Annotated in this window: 12 protein-coding genes; 7 read left to right on the top strand and 5 right to left on the bottom strand. The window is 60.8% G+C overall.

Going from position 1 to position 15,762, the window contains the following annotated elements; all coding sequences use genetic code 11:
- The first annotated feature begins 62 nt into the window (after positions 1–62).
- The 6 genes from CAK95_RS06725 (at position 63) to CAK95_RS06700 (ending at position 8,712) form a co-directional block, all read left to right on the top strand.
- Complete coding sequence (locus CAK95_RS06725) at positions 63–1,964, top strand: extracellular solute-binding protein (protein WP_086087215.1); 1,902 nt, start codon at positions 63–65, stop codon at positions 1,962–1,964.
- Positions 1,961–3,853 carry an extracellular solute-binding protein gene (locus CAK95_RS06720; RefSeq protein WP_183044300.1) on the top strand — a complete coding sequence of 631 codons (1,893 nt, stop codon included), beginning with the start codon at positions 1,961–1,963 and terminating at the stop codon, positions 3,851–3,853. The genes CAK95_RS06725 and CAK95_RS06720 overlap by 4 nt, the downstream gene beginning before the upstream one ends.
- Before the next feature lie 191 nt (positions 3,854–4,044).
- Entirely contained in the window at positions 4,045–5,160 is a 1,116-nt protein-coding gene (locus tag CAK95_RS06715) for a microcin C ABC transporter permease YejB (RefSeq protein ID WP_086087214.1), read from the top strand.
- A gap of 1 nt (position 5,161) precedes the next feature.
- Entirely contained in the window at positions 5,162–6,343 is a 1,182-nt protein-coding gene (locus CAK95_RS06710) for an ABC transporter permease (RefSeq protein ID WP_086087213.1), read from the top strand.
- Complete coding sequence (locus CAK95_RS06705; RefSeq protein WP_086087212.1) at positions 6,340–7,959, top strand: ABC transporter ATP-binding protein; 1,620 nt, start codon at positions 6,340–6,342, stop codon at positions 7,957–7,959. The genes CAK95_RS06710 and CAK95_RS06705 overlap by 4 nt, the downstream gene beginning before the upstream one ends.
- 78 nt (positions 7,960–8,037) lie before the next feature.
- The gene (locus tag CAK95_RS06700; RefSeq protein WP_086087211.1) at positions 8,038–8,712 is read left to right on the top strand and encodes a thioredoxin domain-containing protein; all 675 of its coding nucleotides are present in this window, start codon (positions 8,038–8,040) and stop codon (positions 8,710–8,712) included.
- 64 nt (positions 8,713–8,776) lie between these two features.
- On the opposite strand, the gene CAK95_RS06695 is transcribed toward CAK95_RS06700, so the two are convergent.
- Positions 8,777–9,649, bottom strand: a complete 873-nt coding sequence (locus CAK95_RS06695) for a C40 family peptidase (protein ID WP_086087210.1) — start codon at positions 9,647–9,649, stop codon at positions 8,777–8,779.
- Positions 9,650–9,655: 6 nt separating this feature from the next.
- Positions 9,656–11,029, bottom strand: a complete 1,374-nt coding sequence (locus CAK95_RS06690) for a leucyl aminopeptidase family protein (RefSeq protein WP_086087209.1) — start codon at positions 11,027–11,029, stop codon at positions 9,656–9,658.
- A 153-nt stretch (positions 11,030–11,182) separates the two neighbouring features.
- Here CAK95_RS06690 and CAK95_RS06685 point away from each other — a divergent pair, with 153 nt between their 5' ends.
- The gene (locus tag CAK95_RS06685) at positions 11,183–12,022 is read left to right on the top strand and encodes a tetratricopeptide repeat protein (RefSeq protein ID WP_086087208.1); all 840 of its coding nucleotides are present in this window, start codon (positions 11,183–11,185) and stop codon (positions 12,020–12,022) included.
- 6 nt (positions 12,023–12,028) lie between these two features.
- Here the strand turns inward: CAK95_RS06685 and CAK95_RS06680 are convergent, their stop codons facing one another.
- From CAK95_RS06680 to CAK95_RS06670, 3 genes are all read right to left on the bottom strand, one after another.
- Positions 12,029–13,003, bottom strand: coding sequence for a type II secretion system F family protein (locus tag CAK95_RS06680; protein WP_086087207.1), 975 nt, complete (start codon positions 13,001–13,003; stop codon positions 12,029–12,031).
- Positions 13,004–13,234: 231 nt separating this feature from the next.
- The gene (locus CAK95_RS06675) at positions 13,235–14,218 is read right to left on the bottom strand and encodes a type II secretion system F family protein (protein ID WP_086087206.1); all 984 of its coding nucleotides are present in this window, start codon (positions 14,216–14,218) and stop codon (positions 13,235–13,237) included.
- 5 nt (positions 14,219–14,223) lie between these two features.
- A complete protein-coding gene (locus CAK95_RS06670) occupies positions 14,224–15,753 on the bottom strand; it encodes a TadA family conjugal transfer-associated ATPase (protein WP_425349675.1) in 1,530 nt (509 codons plus the stop codon).
- Positions 15,754–15,762: the final 9 nt, after the last annotated feature.

Raw genomic sequence — 15,762 nt, 5'->3', positions numbered from 1 at the left:
CGTAAAAGCGACATAGATGACCGCCTAGTACCGCCGTCCGATACCGCCCGGAGAGACCGACCTTGAACCTGTCCCGCCGTTCTCTGATCCGTGCTGGCGCGCTCGCGCTGACAGCCCCCGCCCTTTCCTCCCTCGAAGTCCTCGCGCCCTTGAAGGCCGCTGCCCAAGGGTCAGCCGCTGCCACCAACAACTGGCGGCACGGGCTGTCGCTGTTCGGCGACCTGAAATATCCGGCCGACTTCAAGCATTTCGAATATGTGAACCCGAAAGCGCCGCGCGGCGGCGCGGTGCGCCAGGTCGCGATCGGCACCTTCGACAATTTCAACTTCGTCGTCGCCGGCACGAAAGGGCAGCTTGCGGCCGCCATCACTTACACGTCAGACGCGTTGATGACGTCGTCGCTCGACGAAGTGTCGGCGGAATATGGATTGCTCGCGGAGAAGGTGAGCTATCCGGACGACTTCTCGAGCTGCACCTATCGGCTGCGTCCGGAAGCGAAATGGCATGACGGCAAGCCGGTGACGGTCGAAGACGTCATCTTCTCGTTCAATGCGTTCAAGACGCACGATCCGCAGCTCTCGGCCTATTACCGGCATGTGATCAAGGCCGAGAAGACCGGTGAGCGCGACATCACTTTCACTTTCGATCAGGCCGGCAATCGCGAATTGCCGCAGATCGTCGGTCAGATCAACGTGATCCCGAAGCATTGGTGGGAAGGCAAAGACGCGCAGGGCAAACAGCGCGATGTGTCGCAGACGACGCTGGAGCCGCCGCTCGGTTGCGGCGCCTATCGCGTGAAGTCGTTCGTCGCCGGCCGCAGCATCGTCTATGAGCGCGTGCCCGACTACTGGGGCAACGACATCAATGTGAATGTCGGCACCAACAATTTCGACGAGATCCGTTACGAGTATTTTCGCGACTCGACGGTGGCGCTGGAAGCCTTCAAGGCCGACCAGATCGACTGGCGCACCGAGAACAGCGCCAAGGACTGGGCGACGGCTTACGATTTTCCCGCGGTGCGCGACAAGCGCGTGCTGCTGGAGGAATTCCCGATCACCAATATAGGCATCATGCAGGCCTTCGCCTTCAATATCCGGCGCGAGAAATTCAAGGATCCGCGCGTGCGGCGTGCCTTCAATTTCGCCTTCGATTTCGAGGAGATGAACAAGCAGATCTTCTTCGGGCAATACAAGCGCATCAACAGCTATTTCGAAGGCACCGAACTTGCATCGTCCGGATTGCCGGAGGGACTGGAACTCGAAATCCTGCAGACGGTGAAGGACAAGGTGCCGGCGGAGGTTTTCACGACCGCTTATTGGAGCCCCGCTGGCGGCAACAACGAGGCCGTGCGCAGCAACCTGCGCGAGGCGCTGCGGATGTTCCGCGAGGCCGGCTGGGAGATACGCGACCGCAAGCTGACCAATGTCAAGACCGGCGAGAAGATGACGGTCGAGGTGCTGATCGCTTCGCCGACTTTCGAGCGCGTTGTCGGATTCTGGAAGCCGCTGATGGATCGCGTCGGCGTCGATATGACGATCCGGCTCGTCGACCCGACGCAATACGAAAATCGTCTGCGCAACTGGGATTTCGACATGGTGGTCGCGTCCTGGGGGCAGTCGCTGTCGCCGGGCAATGAGCAGCGGGCTTATTGGGGTTCGAAGGCGGCCGATCAGCCGGGGTCGCGCAACTATGTCGGCATCAAGGATCCGGCCATCGATACGCTGATCGACCGCGTCATTTTCGCCAAGAGCCGCGAAGAACTCGTGGCGGCGACCAAAGCGCTGGATCGCGTGCTGCTGTGGCATCACTACGTCGTGCCGCAATGGACTTACGGCAAAGTGCGCACGGCGCGCTGGGATCGTTTCGGCAAACCCGATCCGCTGCCGAAATACGGAATGTCCGGCTTCCCCACGGTGTGGTGGTGGGATGCGGACAGGGCCTCGAAGGTGGGAACGCGCTCGTGACGTCATTGACGCGCCGCAGGGTCCTCACCATCGCTGCCGGCGCCGCCGGTGCTCTTTCTCTCGGGCGCTCCGGTCCGGCTTTTGCGCAGGCCGCGCAAGCGACCGAAACGCCTGGACGCGAAGCGCATGGCATGTCGGCGTTCGGCGATCTCAAATATCCGGCGGACTTCAAGCATCTGGATTACGTCAATCCCAACGCGCCGAAGGGCGGGACTTTTTCGCTGGTTGGAACCAGCCGGGCGTATAACCAGAACTTCCTCACCTTCAACACGATGAACAGCTACATCCTGAAGGGCGACGCCCCGATGGGGATGGAGCGGACATTTGCCAGCCTGATGTCGCGCGCATCCGACGAACCCGATTCGATGTACGGCCTCGCCGCGCGGGCGGTGCGGATTTCCGATGACGGGCTGACCTATCGCTTCCTGATGCGGCCGGGCCTTGCCTTTCATGATGGCTCACCGCTGACCGCGCATGACTGCGCATTTTCGCTGAATATCCTGAAAGAGAAGGGTCACCCCATTATCGGATCGATCCTTCGCGATTTCGAAGGCGCGGAAGCGATCGACGATCTGACTGTGATTGCGCGGTTCAAGGAGAAGCGCGGGCGCGATGTGCCGCTGTCTGTCGCGGGCTTGCCGATCTTCTCACGCGCCTATTACAGCAAGCGGCCGTTCGATGAATCGACGATGGATGTTCCGCTCGGCAGCGGCGCCTACAAGGTCGGACGATTCGAGACCGGCCGCTGGATCGAATACGAACGCGTCAAAGACTGGTGGGGCGCGAACCTGCCGGCCGAGCGCGGCCAGAACAATTTCGATGTGATCCGCTACGAATATTATCGCGACCGCGATGTCGCATTCCAGGGTTTTACTGGCAAGAGCTACGCGTTCCGCGAGGAATTCACTTCGCGGATCTGGGCGACCCGCTATGATTTTCCCGCCGTTCGCGATGGGCGGGTGAAGCGAGATGTGTTGAAGGACGAGACGCCGTCCGGCGCGCAAGGCTGGTTCATCAACACGCGGCGGTCGAAATTCCAGAACGTGCAGTTGCGCGAAGCGTTGATCTACGCCTTCGATTTCGAATGGACCAATCGCAACATCATGTATGGGTCCTATGACCGGACCCATTCGGTGTTCCAGAATTCCGATATGATGGCGGTCGGCAAGCCAGGCGAAGACGAGCTGAAGATCCTGGAGCCATTCCGCGGCAAGGTGCCCGATGAAGTGTTCGGCGAGCCGTTCGTGCCGCCGGTGTCGGATGGCTCCGGCAACGATCGCAGCTTGTTGCGGCATGCATCGCAGCTTCTCACCAAGGCCGGCTATCCGGTTAAAGACGGCAAGCGCTTTACTCCGCAGGGCGAGCGCATGACGATCGAGTTTCTGCTGGATGAGCCAAGCTTTCAGCCGCACCACATGCCCTATATCAAGAATCTCAATGTGCTTGGCATCGAGGCGAATGTGCGCATGGTCGATCCGGCGCAAGAGCAGTTGCGCATGATTGATTTCGATTTCGACATCGCGATCCAGCGGTTCGGATTCTCGACCGTTCCCGGCGATTCGTTGCGGTCGTATTTCTCGTCGCGCGCGGCGGCCACCAGGGGCTCGCAAAATCTCGCCGGCATTTCCGATCCGGTGATCGATGCCCTGATCGAGCAGATCGTCGCGGCGCCCACGCGCCCGGACCTCGTTGCTGCCTGCAAGGCGCTCGATCGCGTGATCCGGTCCGGCCGTTACTGGGTGCCGCAATGGTACAAGGCCTCACATTGGCTCGCTTATTGGGACATGTTCGACCGGCCGGCGCAGGGCAAGCCGAAATATGCCCGCGGCATTCCCGAGACATGGTGGTACGATCCGCAAAAAGCGGCGCAGTTGGAGCGAAAAGGTTAAGTAATTTCTTTCACGTCTCCCGTAGGTGAAGGACGGCGAGTGAATGCGCCGGTTTAAGGTCTGGAGTCTGATCCAAGTCTCCATTGCCGCTCGTCCCCGCGAAGGCGGGGGCCCAGACTGAACAATTCTGGATTCCCGCTTTCGCGGGAATGAGCGGAGATGGATCTAGGGCAACGGCAAATCGAGTTCTCATGGGCGCTTATATCATCCGACGTCTGCTGCTGATGATCCCGACCTTGTTCGGCATCATGCTGGTTTCGTTCGTGGTGATCCAGCTTGCGCCCGGCGGCCCGGTGGAGCGCATCATCGCGCAATTGTCCGGCGCCGATACCGGCGCCACGTCGCGCGTCTCGGGATCGCCGGGCGGCGATTTCGGCGGGCGGACGGGAGCGGAAGGCGCGGCATCGATCGATGGCGCCTCGTCCCGCTATCGCGGCGCGCAGGGCCTCGATCCGGAATTCATCAAGAAGCTGGAGCAGCAATTCGGTTTCGACAAGCCGGCCCACGAGCGCTTCTTCCTGATGCTGTGGAATTATATCCGCTTCGATTTCGGCAAGAGCTATTTCCGCGACATCAGCATTCTGCAACTGATCAAGGAGAAGCTGCCGGTCTCGATCTCGCTCGGCCTGTGGATGACGCTGCTCGTCTACCTGATCTCGATCCCGCTCGGCATCCGCAAGGCGGTGCAGGACGGCTCGCGCTTCGACACATGGACCTCGGGCATTATCATTGTCGGTTATGCCATCCCGGGATTTCTGTTCGCGATCCTGTTGATCGTCCTGTTTGCCGGCGGCTCGTTCCTCGACTGGTTCCCGTTGCGCGGCCTGACATCCGACAACTGGTCGCAACTGCCGTGGTATTCGAAGATCATAGATTATTTCTGGCATCTGACCCTGCCGCTGACGGCGATGATGCTCGGCGCGTTCACCACCATGACGCTGCTGACCAAGAACTCGTTCCTCGATGAAATCCGTAAGCAATATGTGCTGACCGCCAAGGCCAAGGGCTGCACCAGCCGTCAGGTGCTCTACGGCCATGTGTTCCGCAACGCCATGCTGATCGTCATCGCCGGCTTTCCGAGCACCTTCATCAGTGCGTTCTTCGCCGATGCCTTCCTGATCGAAACGATCTTCTCGCTGGACGGCCTGGGCCTGCTCAGTTTCGAGAGCATCATGAACCGCGATTATGCGGTGGTGTTCGCCAATCTCTATATCTTCGCGCTGATCGGTTTGTTCGTGGGCCTCTTGTCGGACATCACCTACACGCTGGTCGATCCGCGGATCGACTTCGAAGCGCGCGAGGTCTGACATGGATGCGCGCGTGCCGAACACCCAGCCGGAGACCGGCGCCATCGGAGCAACCGGCCTGGCCGTTCTGCCGGAGCGGCGGCCGCTGGCGATCTCGCCGATCAATCGCCGACGATGGGAAAACTTCAAAAAGAACAAGCGAGGTTACTGGTCGCTGTGGATCTTCCTGACGCTGTTCCTCCTGTCGCTGTTTGCCGAATTCATCGCCAACGACAAGCCGTTCCTCATTCGCTACGACGGCCGTTTCTATTTTCCCGCCATCGTGACCTATGCCGAGACGACCTTCGGCGGCGAGTTCGAAACGGCCGCGGATTATCGCGATCCGTATCTGCAGGAGAAGATCGCGGAAAAGGGCGGCTTCATGCTGTGGCCGCCGATCCGTTACTCGTACTCGACGCATAATCTCGATCTGCCGACGCCGGCGCCATCACCGCCGACATGGATGCTGACGGAAGAGCAATGCAGGCCGGTGGTCGAGCGCAAGAAACTGAATAGCTGCCGCGATCTCGAATATAACTGGCTCGGCACCGACGATCAGGGCCGCGACGTGCTGGCGCGCTTGATCTACGGCTTCCGGCTCTCGGTTCTGTTCGGGCTGATCCTGTCCAGCATTTCATCGGTGATCGGCGTTGTTGCGGGCGCGGTGCAGGGCTATTTCGGCGGCAAGGTCGATCTGTTGTTCCAGCGCTTCCTCGAAATCTGGACATCGGTGCCGCAACTGTTCCTGTTGATGATCATTTCGTCGGTGCTGACGCCGAGTTTCTTCGTCCTTCTCGGAATTTTGCTGCTGTTCTCCTGGGTGTCGCTGGTCGGCCTTGTGCGCGCGGAATTCCTGCGCGGCCGCAATTTCGAATATGTGACGGCGGCGCGGGCGCTGGGCGTTTCCAACATCAACATCATGTTCCGCCATTTGCTGCCGAATGCGATGGTGGCGACGCTGACCTTCCTGCCCTTCATCCTCTCCGCATCGGTGACGACACTGACGGCGCTGGACTTCCTAGGGCTCGGCCTGCCGCCCGGATCGCCGTCGCTCGGTGAATTGCTGTCGCAGGCCAAGGCCAACATCCAGGCGCCATGGCTCGGCATCGCCGGCTTTTTCTCGATCGGCATCATGCTGTCGCTGTTGATCTTCATCGGTGAAGCGGTGCGCGATGCCTTCGATCCACGAAAGATCTTCGCATGAGCGGTGAGAGCCCCATCCTGTCGGTGAAGGATTTGTCGGTCGCGTTCACGCAAGCCGGGCGCACGACGCTTGCGGTCGATCGCATCTCGTTCGATGTGAAGCCGCGCGAGACCGTGGCGCTGGTCGGCGAATCGGGTTCCGGCAAGTCGGTCACCGCAATGTCGGTGATGAAGCTCTTGCCTTATCCCGCGGCAAGCCATCCGAGCGGCACGATCCATTTCAAGGACCAGGAACTGCTGGGGATGTCCGAGCGCGAGATCCGCGGGATTCGCGGCAACGACATCACCATCATTTTCCAGGAACCGATGACGTCACTCAATCCGCTGCAGACGATCGAGCGGCAGATCCGCGAAATTCTCGATCTGCATACCAGTCTGCGTGGGGATGCCGCGCGCAAGCGCATCGTCGAATTGCTGACGCAGGTCGGCATTCCCGATCCGGTCGGACGGCTGGCGAGCTATCCGCACCAGATGTCGGGCGGACAGCGCCAGCGTGTGATGATCGCGATGGCGCTCGCCAATGAACCCGATCTTCTGATCGCCGACGAACCGACGACGGCGCTCGATGTCACCGTGCAGGCGCAGATCCTGAAGCTCTTGAAGGACCTGCAATCGCGGCTTGGCATGGCGGTGCTGTTCATTACCCATGACCTTGGCATCGTGCGCAAGATCGCCGATCGCGTCTGCGTCATGAACAAGGGCCAGATCGTCGAAAAAGGCGATGTCGAAACGATCTTCAACAAGCCCGAACACCCTTACACACGTGCGTTGTTGAACGCTGAACCCAAGCCCGATCCCGCGCCCTTGCAGCCGGCGGCGCCGGTGATGGTGAAGACCGACGATCTGAAAGTCTGGTTCCCGATCAAGCGCGGCGTGTTGCGCTCGACCGTCGGGCACATCAAGGCGGTGGATGGCGTCTCGATCGAAGTGCGGCAGGGCGAGACGCTCGGCATTGTCGGCGAATCCGGGTCCGGCAAGACGACGCTCGGTCTTGCGATCCTGCGGCTGATTTCCTCGCAAGGCCCGATTGTGTTCATGGGTCATAACGTGCAGGGCCTGAAGTTCAAGCAGATGCGGCCGCTGCGCAGCGACATGCAGATCGTGTTCCAGGATCCGTATGGCTCGCTCAGCCCGCGCATGTCGGTCGCCGATATCATCGAGGAGGGCCTCCTCGTGCATCATCCGAAAATGCCGGCGCAGGAGCGCGAGGCGATGGTGGTGCAGGCGCTGAGCGATGTCGGCCTCGATCCGGAGACGCGCTTTCGCTATCCGCATGAGTTTTCCGGCGGCCAGCGCCAGCGTATCGCGGTGGCGCGCGCCGTGGTGCTGCAGCCGAAGTTCATCGTGCTCGACGAGCCGACCTCGGCGCTCGATATGCTGATTCAGTCGCAGATCGTCGATCTGTTACGCGATCTGCAGAAACGTCGTGGACTGACCTACCTCTTCATCTCGCACGACCTGAAAGTCGTGGCGGCGCTGGCCAGCCGTCTGATCGTCATGCGCAATGGTAAAATCGTCGAGGAAGGCCCGGCGCAGGAACTGTTCAAGAATCCGAAAAGCGATTACACGCGCACGCTGTTCGCAGCCGCCTTCAATCTCGAAGCGGCATCGGCCTGAGCTTCGGCATAACGCCATTTTGGTTCCTGTTCCGCGTCTGTGAGGATCACAAGACGCTCTGACTTAGGTGCTTTGATAATGATGCAACGACTTCTGATTGCTGTTGCCTTCGTTCTCACTCCGCATCTGGCATCGGCGCAAGGTGTGCCGGTGCGGCTGCCGATCACGGCCGATGACGGCAGCCCGATCATGAATCACCAGATCATGCCATCGAGCACGGCCGCTGCCGAGAAGCTGCCGGGTGCTGTGGTGGCCGCCAATCCGGGTGGCGACGTGACGCTGGTCGAATTCTACGATCTCAATTGCCCCTATTGCCGGAGAGCTTCGGCCGATATCGATGCGCTGCTCGCGGCCGACAAGAAACTGCGCGTCGTGCTTGTGCCGTTCCCGGTCCTCGGCATTCCGTCGATCCAGGCCGGCCGCGTCGAGATTGCGGTCTCGAAAGCCGTGCCGCCGGCGACGTTCTATCAGTATCACCGCAAGCTCTATGAAGGCCGCGGTACGATTGACGGGCAACGCGCGCTCGCGGCGATGGAGCCGTTCAAGCTCGACCAGCAGAAGATCGTCAATGCGGCGAATGACGACGGCATCACCGAGATCATGAAGGCGCATGTGCGCTTTGCCGACAAGCTCGGGCTGAAAGCGACGCCATCGTATCTGATCCACGACGTCGCGATTCAAGGCCATCCCGGACAGAAGACGATCAAGGGCATCGTCGAACAGGTCCGCAAATGCGGCAAGGCGGTGTGTTGATTTCTTTCTTTACCTTCCCCTTGCAGGGGGGGGAGGTAAAGCAGAAACGATGCGGATCTTCTCGCTACCCGCCCGATTGCATCCGGTACAGGATACGCCGCACGCCCGATACCGCAGAGCCCGCCGCCTTGATGCGGGCGATGGCCTGATCGATCGGCTCGATCGCAACGGCCATATGATACGCATTGGCGTGGATGATGGTCTTGCGGTCGCGCACGATAGCGACATGGCCCGGCCAGAACATCGCATCGCCACGTTGCGGCATGGACAGCGCACCGCTCAGACTGACGGCGTCGCCAAGCGATGCCTGCTGCATGTCGCTGTCGCGCGGACACGTTACGCCGCAGGCGGTCGCGGCGATCTGCACGAGGCCCGAACAGTCGATGCCGAGATGGCTCTTGCCGCCCCACAGATAGGGCGTGCCGAGAAAGCGTTCCGCAACGGCCACGAAATCATTCTCAAACGTGCTAAGGGGCGCAAGGTGCCGCGCCGGAATAAAGCCGCCGTTGGATGTGACAGCGAACGGCTCCTCGATGCGCGTAATCGCGACACGTGCGCCGAACGGCAGCATTTCGATCGGCGGCATTTTGATATTCGCCGCTGGAAAAACCAGCGTGCTCAGCGCCGTCACCTTGTGGGTTGCGTCGGTGCCGGGCTTTGATATCGCATTGGCTGGAATCCAGCCGACATAGCCATCGCTCTCAAGCTGGCCCCAGCACCAGCCTTCTTCGGTGACTTCGTAGACGATGACGCGCTCCCCCTTCAGCGCCTGCGTGTCCTGCGCTGCGTCGGGCCGCGGCTCGCGCCGCACCGGCGCAACAGGATCGACAACCTCGCACAACGTGCCCTCGACAAAGCGTTCGGCTTCGACCTTGCCTTCAAGATGTTTGGCGGCGAGGTCGGCGCGGGCCGGCGTCAGGCGCGGGTCAAGGTTCACGTTGTCCTATCCATATCGTTCGCAGAGCAGCGCATAAACCGCGCGCGCCGCCTGGCATTCGCCGCCTTCCGGCCGGCCCGGCTTGGCCGAGGGAGTCCAGCCATAGATATCGACATGCAGCCATGATTTGGCGGCGGACACGAATTTCTTCAGGAACAGCGCGCAGGTGATCGAGCCGGCAAAACTGCCGCCGACATTGCTGGTGTCGGCGACTTTCGAATCGAGCATCGATTCATACGGCGCCCAGAGCGGCATCCGCCACAGCGGATCGCGCTCAGCGATCGCATGTTTTGCAACGGCCGCGGCCAGTTCGTCGTCACCGGTATAGAAGGGCGGCAATTCCGGGCCGAGCGCAACGCGCGCAGCGCCGGTCAGCGTGCCCATGTCGACGAGCAGGTCGGGCTCTTCCTCGTCGGCGAGCGTCAGCGCATCGGCGAGAACGAGGCGGCCTTCCGCATCGGTATTGCCGACTTCGACGGTGATGCCCTTGCGCGAGGGGTAGATATCGAGCGGACGGAACGCCGAACCGGACACCGAATTCTCGACCGCGGGGATGAGGACGCGCAGCGATACCGGCAGCTTGCGATCCATAATCATGTGCGCGAGTGCCAGCACCGCGGCCGCGCCGCCCATATCCTTCTTCATCAGCAGCATGGCGCTTTCGGGCTTCAGATCGAGGCCGCCGGTGTCGAAACAGACGCCCTTGCCGACCAGCGTCACCTTCGGATGCGAGCGATTGCCCCAGCGCAGGTCGATCAGGCGCGGCGGCCGTGACGATGCGCGTCCGACCGCATGGATCAGCGGGAAATTCTTCAGCAGCAATTCGTCGTCGGTGACGGCTTCGATCCAGGCATCGTGACGCTCGGCGAGAAGCCGCGTGGCCTCATGCAATTCCGCCGGGCCCATATCGTTCGACGGCGTGTTGATGAGATCGCGGGCGAGGAATACGCCCTCGACGATGCGGGTGAGATCGGCGACGTCGGTGCCGTGTGGCGGCACCAGCTTGATCTCCTTGCCGTTCGGCTTGCGATAGCGCTCGAAACGATAGCTGCCGAACGCGAAGGCGAGCGCGGCGATACGCGGGTCGTGCGGATCATTGGCGAAGCGATAGGTGCCGGCGGGCAGGAGACCGGGAAGATTGCCGGGGAGGAGCGGATTGGCGTCCGCTTTCTTCTTTTCGATCCCGAACAGAATAGCGGCGATGCTGCCATCGGCTGAGGGAACGGCGAGAGTGCGCCCGGTTTTCGGCTCGAATCCGGCCGCTTCGGCAAAAGCTTGCGCGGGCATAGGGAGATTGGCGCGAATCTCCGGCCATGTGGCCTTGGTGACGAACCAGATCGGGATGGCGGATGGGCTGGCTTCGGTAAAGATCGACTGCATGGGCACTTTCTTATCGGGTCACGCGCTGCGATTCCAACTGAGCACGATGTCGTCCTGAAACTCTCTTGGCACGAGGTTCCTTAACCAGCCGTTAGGGTTAACAGTTTATTGAACGAGGCGTCTGGTGATCGTTATCGCCGATCGAGGCGCGTCATGTATCGTAGCAAGTTCAAAGCCCTGTCCAAGGGTCACCTGCTGGCCTCGATGGCCATCCTGGCTGCTCTCACGATGGCCGGCTGCAAGACGACCCGCACGGCGGACACGACAGGCTCGATCGTCGCATCGTCCGGGTCCCGGACGGAGGCCGAATGGCGCCGCGATGTGGACGCCTGGGGCGAACGCTATCGCAGGGACCCGAAAAATCCCGAAGCCGCGGTGAATTATGCGCAGGCCTTGCGCTCCACCGGCCAGCGCGAACAGGCGGTGGCCGTGCTCGAGCAATCCTCGATCCACAATCAGAACAATATGCAGGTGCTGGGGGCGTATGGCCGGGCCCTCGCCGATACCGGCAACTACGGCCAGGCGCTTGATGTGCTGAGCCGCGCACATACGCCGGACCAGCCGGATTGGCGCATTCTGTCGGCGCAGGGTGCCGTGCTCGACCAGATGGGGAAGCATGACGATGCGCGCCGCTATTATATGAGTGCGCTGAAGATCGTTCCGGACGAACCGTCCGTGATGTCCAATCTCGGTCTCTCCTACGCGCTCTCGAAGAATTTGCGTGAGGCCGAGGCTACACTGCGGCGTGCGAATGCCTATTCGAGCAAGGAGCCGCGCGTGCGCCAAAATCTGGCGCTGGTCGTCGGCTTGCAGGGTCGCTTTCAAGAAGCGGAAGACATCATGCGGGCCGATCTTTCGCCGGAGGAAGCGGCCGCCAATGTTGCCGATCTGCGGCACATGCTGGCTGCGGAAAAGAGCGCCAACGATACCAAGAAAGGCAAGCCGTCGCCGCGGATGCTGCAGCAGCAAGCGGCGAACCGGACGGCTGAATAGTGTCCGTTATTGCAGCCCCATTACCCGGATGGCCGCCGGTCCGAGAATGACGATGAACAGCACCGGCAGGAAGAACAGGATCATCGGCACGGTCAGTTTCGGCGGCAGTCCGGCAGCCTTCTTCTCGGCTTCATTCATGCGCATGTCGCGATTTTCCTGCGCCAGCACCCGCAGGGTCTGACCGAGCGGCGTGCCGTAACGTTCCGCCTGCTGCAAGGCCACGCAAACCGACTTCACGCCCTCCAGATCTGTGCGCTTGGCAAGATTCTCATAGGCCTGGCGGCGATCCGGAAGATAGGACAATTCGGCGGTCGTCAGTGTCAGCTCTTCCGCCAGTGCGATCGATTGCGAGCCGATCTCGTCACTGACCTTCTTGAAGGCGGCTTCGATCGACATGCCCGATTCCACGCAGATCAACATCAGATCAAGCGCATCGGGAAAGGCGCGGCGGATCGACAATTGGCGTTTCTGAATTTTGTTCTTGAGAAACAGCCACGGCACCTGCATGCCGAGATAGACCGCGAACAGGCAGATGCCGATCTTGATCGGCAACGGATAGGCCAGATTCAGGATGAAAAACACATAGAGCGGAGTGATCAGCAATGCGGCGATCGGCATCACCATGCGGAAGAACAGATAGGTGACGTAGGGCGCCTGGCCGCGATAACCCGCCTGCACCAGCTTTTCGCGGGCCTCCTCCTGACCGACCCATTTGGCGAGTTGGAACCTCTCCACCGCGTGCTGCATGTATTGTTTCGGGCTCTGACGCAGAGATATCTTGTCGCCGCGCGCCATCCGCTCGCGTTCGCGCTGGCGGATCTTGTCGCGCTCCAGCGCCACCGACTTCATGCGCCGCGGCAGCGGATCCGAAACCAGAAGCGGCATGGCCAGTGTGATCACGGTCGCAATCGCGGCGACGCCGGCGAGGATCATCGCCAGAAGCCGGGAGTCCTGCAAAATGCCCATCAGGAGTTGAGTCATTTTCGTTCACTCATAACCTAGTGCACCGTTTCCGAAGTTCGTGCCGTATCTGCGGCGATCTCAAACACGAACTTCGGAAACAAAGGTGCACTAGCAAGTCTATGATTCTAGTGCCGCTTTTGATTTTGAAGTTCCTGACAGGAGCTTGCTGCAAATGGTGCAGGAACTTCAAAATCGCGGCACTAGGCATGATCATCCGAAAACCTGCATCACACTCTTTGGCGTCAAGCGTTAGAAATCGAAATTGATCATCTTCTTCATGACAAGACAGCCGATGATCATCCAGACGGCGCTGCCGAGAAGCATTAATTGTCCGGTTGGGTGTGTCCAAAGCAGTTCGATGTATTTGGGGCTCGACATCCATACGAGTCCCATCACCGCCGGCGGCAAGGAACCGATAATGGCGGCAGAGGCTTTCGCCTCCATCGACATCGCCTGGATCTTGGCCTTCATCTTCTTGCGATCGCGCAGCACCTTGGAGAGGTTGCCGAGCGCTTCGGAGAGATTGCCGCCGGCCTTTTGCTGAATGGAGATGACGATGCCGAAGAAATTGGCTTCCGGCAGGGGAATTCGTTCGTAGAGCTTCTGGCAGGCTTCGCCGAGCGGAATGCCGATCGCCTGCGTTTCCAGAATGGTTTTGAATTCGCTTTTCACAGGCTCCTGCCCCTCTGCCGCGATCATGCGCAAACTGTCCGCCAGCGGCAGGCCCGACTTGATACCGCGCACGATGACGTCGACCGCATCGGGGAAGACATCGAGAAAGCGGTTCTCGCGCCGCTTCTTGAGCCAGGACAGCATCCAATAGGGCAGGCCGAAGGATGCGGCGAAGCCGAGCCCCAAAGCCGGGAGCAGACCAAGACCCATGCCCAGAACAGTGAGAAATGCGACGATGCCGAAGCCCGCGCTAACAAGGATGTATTGTCGCTTCGACCAGGTGAGGCCGGCTTGGGAGATCCGCTGCGACAGCGACAATCTGCGGTTCTTCTGTTCCTTTTGTTCAAGCTCCTTCAGCGATTCTTCGACCTGCTCGCGCCGCGTTTTCTGGCTGCCGCGCACAATGCGTTGCGCCGGCTGATGTTGCGCGACGCTGGCGGTGCGCTTTTCGACGGCGCGCTCACCGGACAGGATCGGATAAACGAACACCCATGCCAGACCGCCGACCGCGATGGCGGCGAGGATGAACAGGAGCAGGGTCTGGTTGAGCTCGCCAAACATTGAGGTCAGCTCGTGAGGTCCGCGTCGGCCATGATGCTCGCGTCGAGCGCGGCCGCGAGCCGTTTTTCCTCGCCATAATAGCGGGCGCGATCCCAGAATCGCGGCCGGCCGATGCCGGTGGAGCGATGCCGGCCGATCAGGTTGCCGTGCGCGTCTTCGCCGATCATGTCGTAGACGAACAGATCCTGCGTGATGATGACGTCGCCTTCCATGCCGAGCACTTCGGTGATGTGCGTGATACGGCGGGAACCATCGCGGAGGCGCGCCGCCTGGATGATGACGTCGACCGAGGAGCAGATCATTTCGCGGATGGTCTTCGACGGGAGCGAAAAGCCGCCCATGGTGATCATCGATTCGATACGCGACAAGGCTTCACGCGGCGAGTTGGCATGCAGCGTTCCCATCGAACCGTCATGGCCGGTATTCATGGCCTGAAGCAGGTCGAAGGCTTCAGGTCCGCGCACTTCGCCGACGATGATGCGTTCGGGCCGCATACGCAGACAGTTCTTCACCAGATCGCGCATGGTGACCTGGCCTTCGCCTTCGAGATTGGGCGGCCGCGTTTCCAGCCGCACCACATGCGGCTGCTGCAGTTGCAGTTCGGCGGCGTCTTCGCAGGTAATGATGCGTTCGTCGTCGTCGATGAACTGCGTCAGACAGTTCAAGAGCGTGGTCTTGCCGGAGCCGGTACCGCCGGACACAATCGAGTTGACGCGGCAGCGGCCGATGATTTTGAGGATTTCCGCGCCTTCTGGCGTGATCGTGCCGAAGCGGGTGAGCTGATCGAGGGTCAGCTTGTCCTTCTTGAACTTGCGGATGGTTAGCGCAGGGCCGTCGATCGCCAGCGGCGGCACGATGGCGTTGACGCGCGAGCCGTCGGGCAAGCGTGCGTCGCAGATCGGTGAGGATTCATCGACACGGCGGCCGACCTGACTGACGATACGCTGACAGATATTCAGAAGCTGCTGGTTGTCGCGGAAGCGGATGCCCGTCCGGTTAATCTTGCCAGCGACTTCGATATAGACCGTTCCCGACCCATTCACCATGATATCGGCGATGTCGTCGCGTGCGAGCAGCGGTTCCAGCGGTCCATAGCCGAGAACGTCGTTGCAGATGTCGTCGAGCAGTTCTTCCTGCTCGGAAATCGACATCACGACATTCTTGATGGCGATGATTTCGTTGACGATGTCGCGAATTTCCTCGCGTGCGGCATCGGCATCGAGACGCGCGAGCTGTGCAAGATCGATCGCTTCGATCAGGGCGCCGAAAATGGTCCCTTTCACTTCGTAGTAGGATTCCGACCGCCTGCTGTCGGTTGCCGTAATGGGAGCGGTCTTTTGCGGTGACGTCGGCGCAGACAGAAGCGATGCGCCCAAGCCCGTTGCCGGCAGCGGGGCTCGTCCGTCACTGGAGCCTTGCGACGGCATCGGCGCGGGCGCCGCGATCGGCTTTTGCGTGGGCGCGAGCGTTGCGCCGCTCGCGGGAACATGAGGCGGTGCGGCGCCGGGGCCGGATTGATTACGCTTTCCAAACACGACTCGTTA

This window comes from Pseudorhodoplanes sinuspersici, assembly GCF_002119765.1.
Taxonomy (GTDB): Bacteria; Pseudomonadota; Alphaproteobacteria; order Rhizobiales; family Xanthobacteraceae; genus Pseudorhodoplanes; species Pseudorhodoplanes sinuspersici.
Note: the sequence above shows the minus strand (reverse complement) of the source record. Positions and strands in the feature narration are given on the sequence as shown.

Excerpts from the sequence above, each read along its gene's own strand:
- CAK95_RS06715 (WP_086087214.1), top strand. The coding sequence starts at position 4,045 with ATGGGCGCTTATATCATCCGACGTCTGCTGCTGATGATCCCGACCTTG.
- CAK95_RS06710 (WP_086087213.1), top strand. The coding sequence starts at position 5,162 with ATGGATGCGCGCGTGCCGAACACCCAGCCGGAGACCGGCGCCATCGGA.
- CAK95_RS06705 (WP_086087212.1), top strand. The coding sequence starts at position 6,340 with ATGAGCGGTGAGAGCCCCATCCTGTCGGTGAAGGATTTGTCGGTCGCG.
- CAK95_RS06700 (WP_086087211.1), top strand. The coding sequence starts at position 8,038 with ATGATGCAACGACTTCTGATTGCTGTTGCCTTCGTTCTCACTCCGCAT.
- CAK95_RS06690 (WP_086087209.1), bottom strand. The coding sequence starts at position 11,029 with ATGCAGTCGATCTTTACCGAAGCCAGCCCATCCGCCATCCCGATCTGG.
- CAK95_RS06685 (WP_086087208.1), top strand. The coding sequence starts at position 11,183 with ATGTATCGTAGCAAGTTCAAAGCCCTGTCCAAGGGTCACCTGCTGGCC.
- CAK95_RS06680 (WP_086087207.1), bottom strand. The coding sequence starts at position 13,003 with ATGACTCAACTCCTGATGGGCATTTTGCAGGACTCCCGGCTTCTGGCG.
- CAK95_RS06675 (WP_086087206.1), bottom strand. The coding sequence starts at position 14,218 with ATGTTTGGCGAGCTCAACCAGACCCTGCTCCTGTTCATCCTCGCCGCC.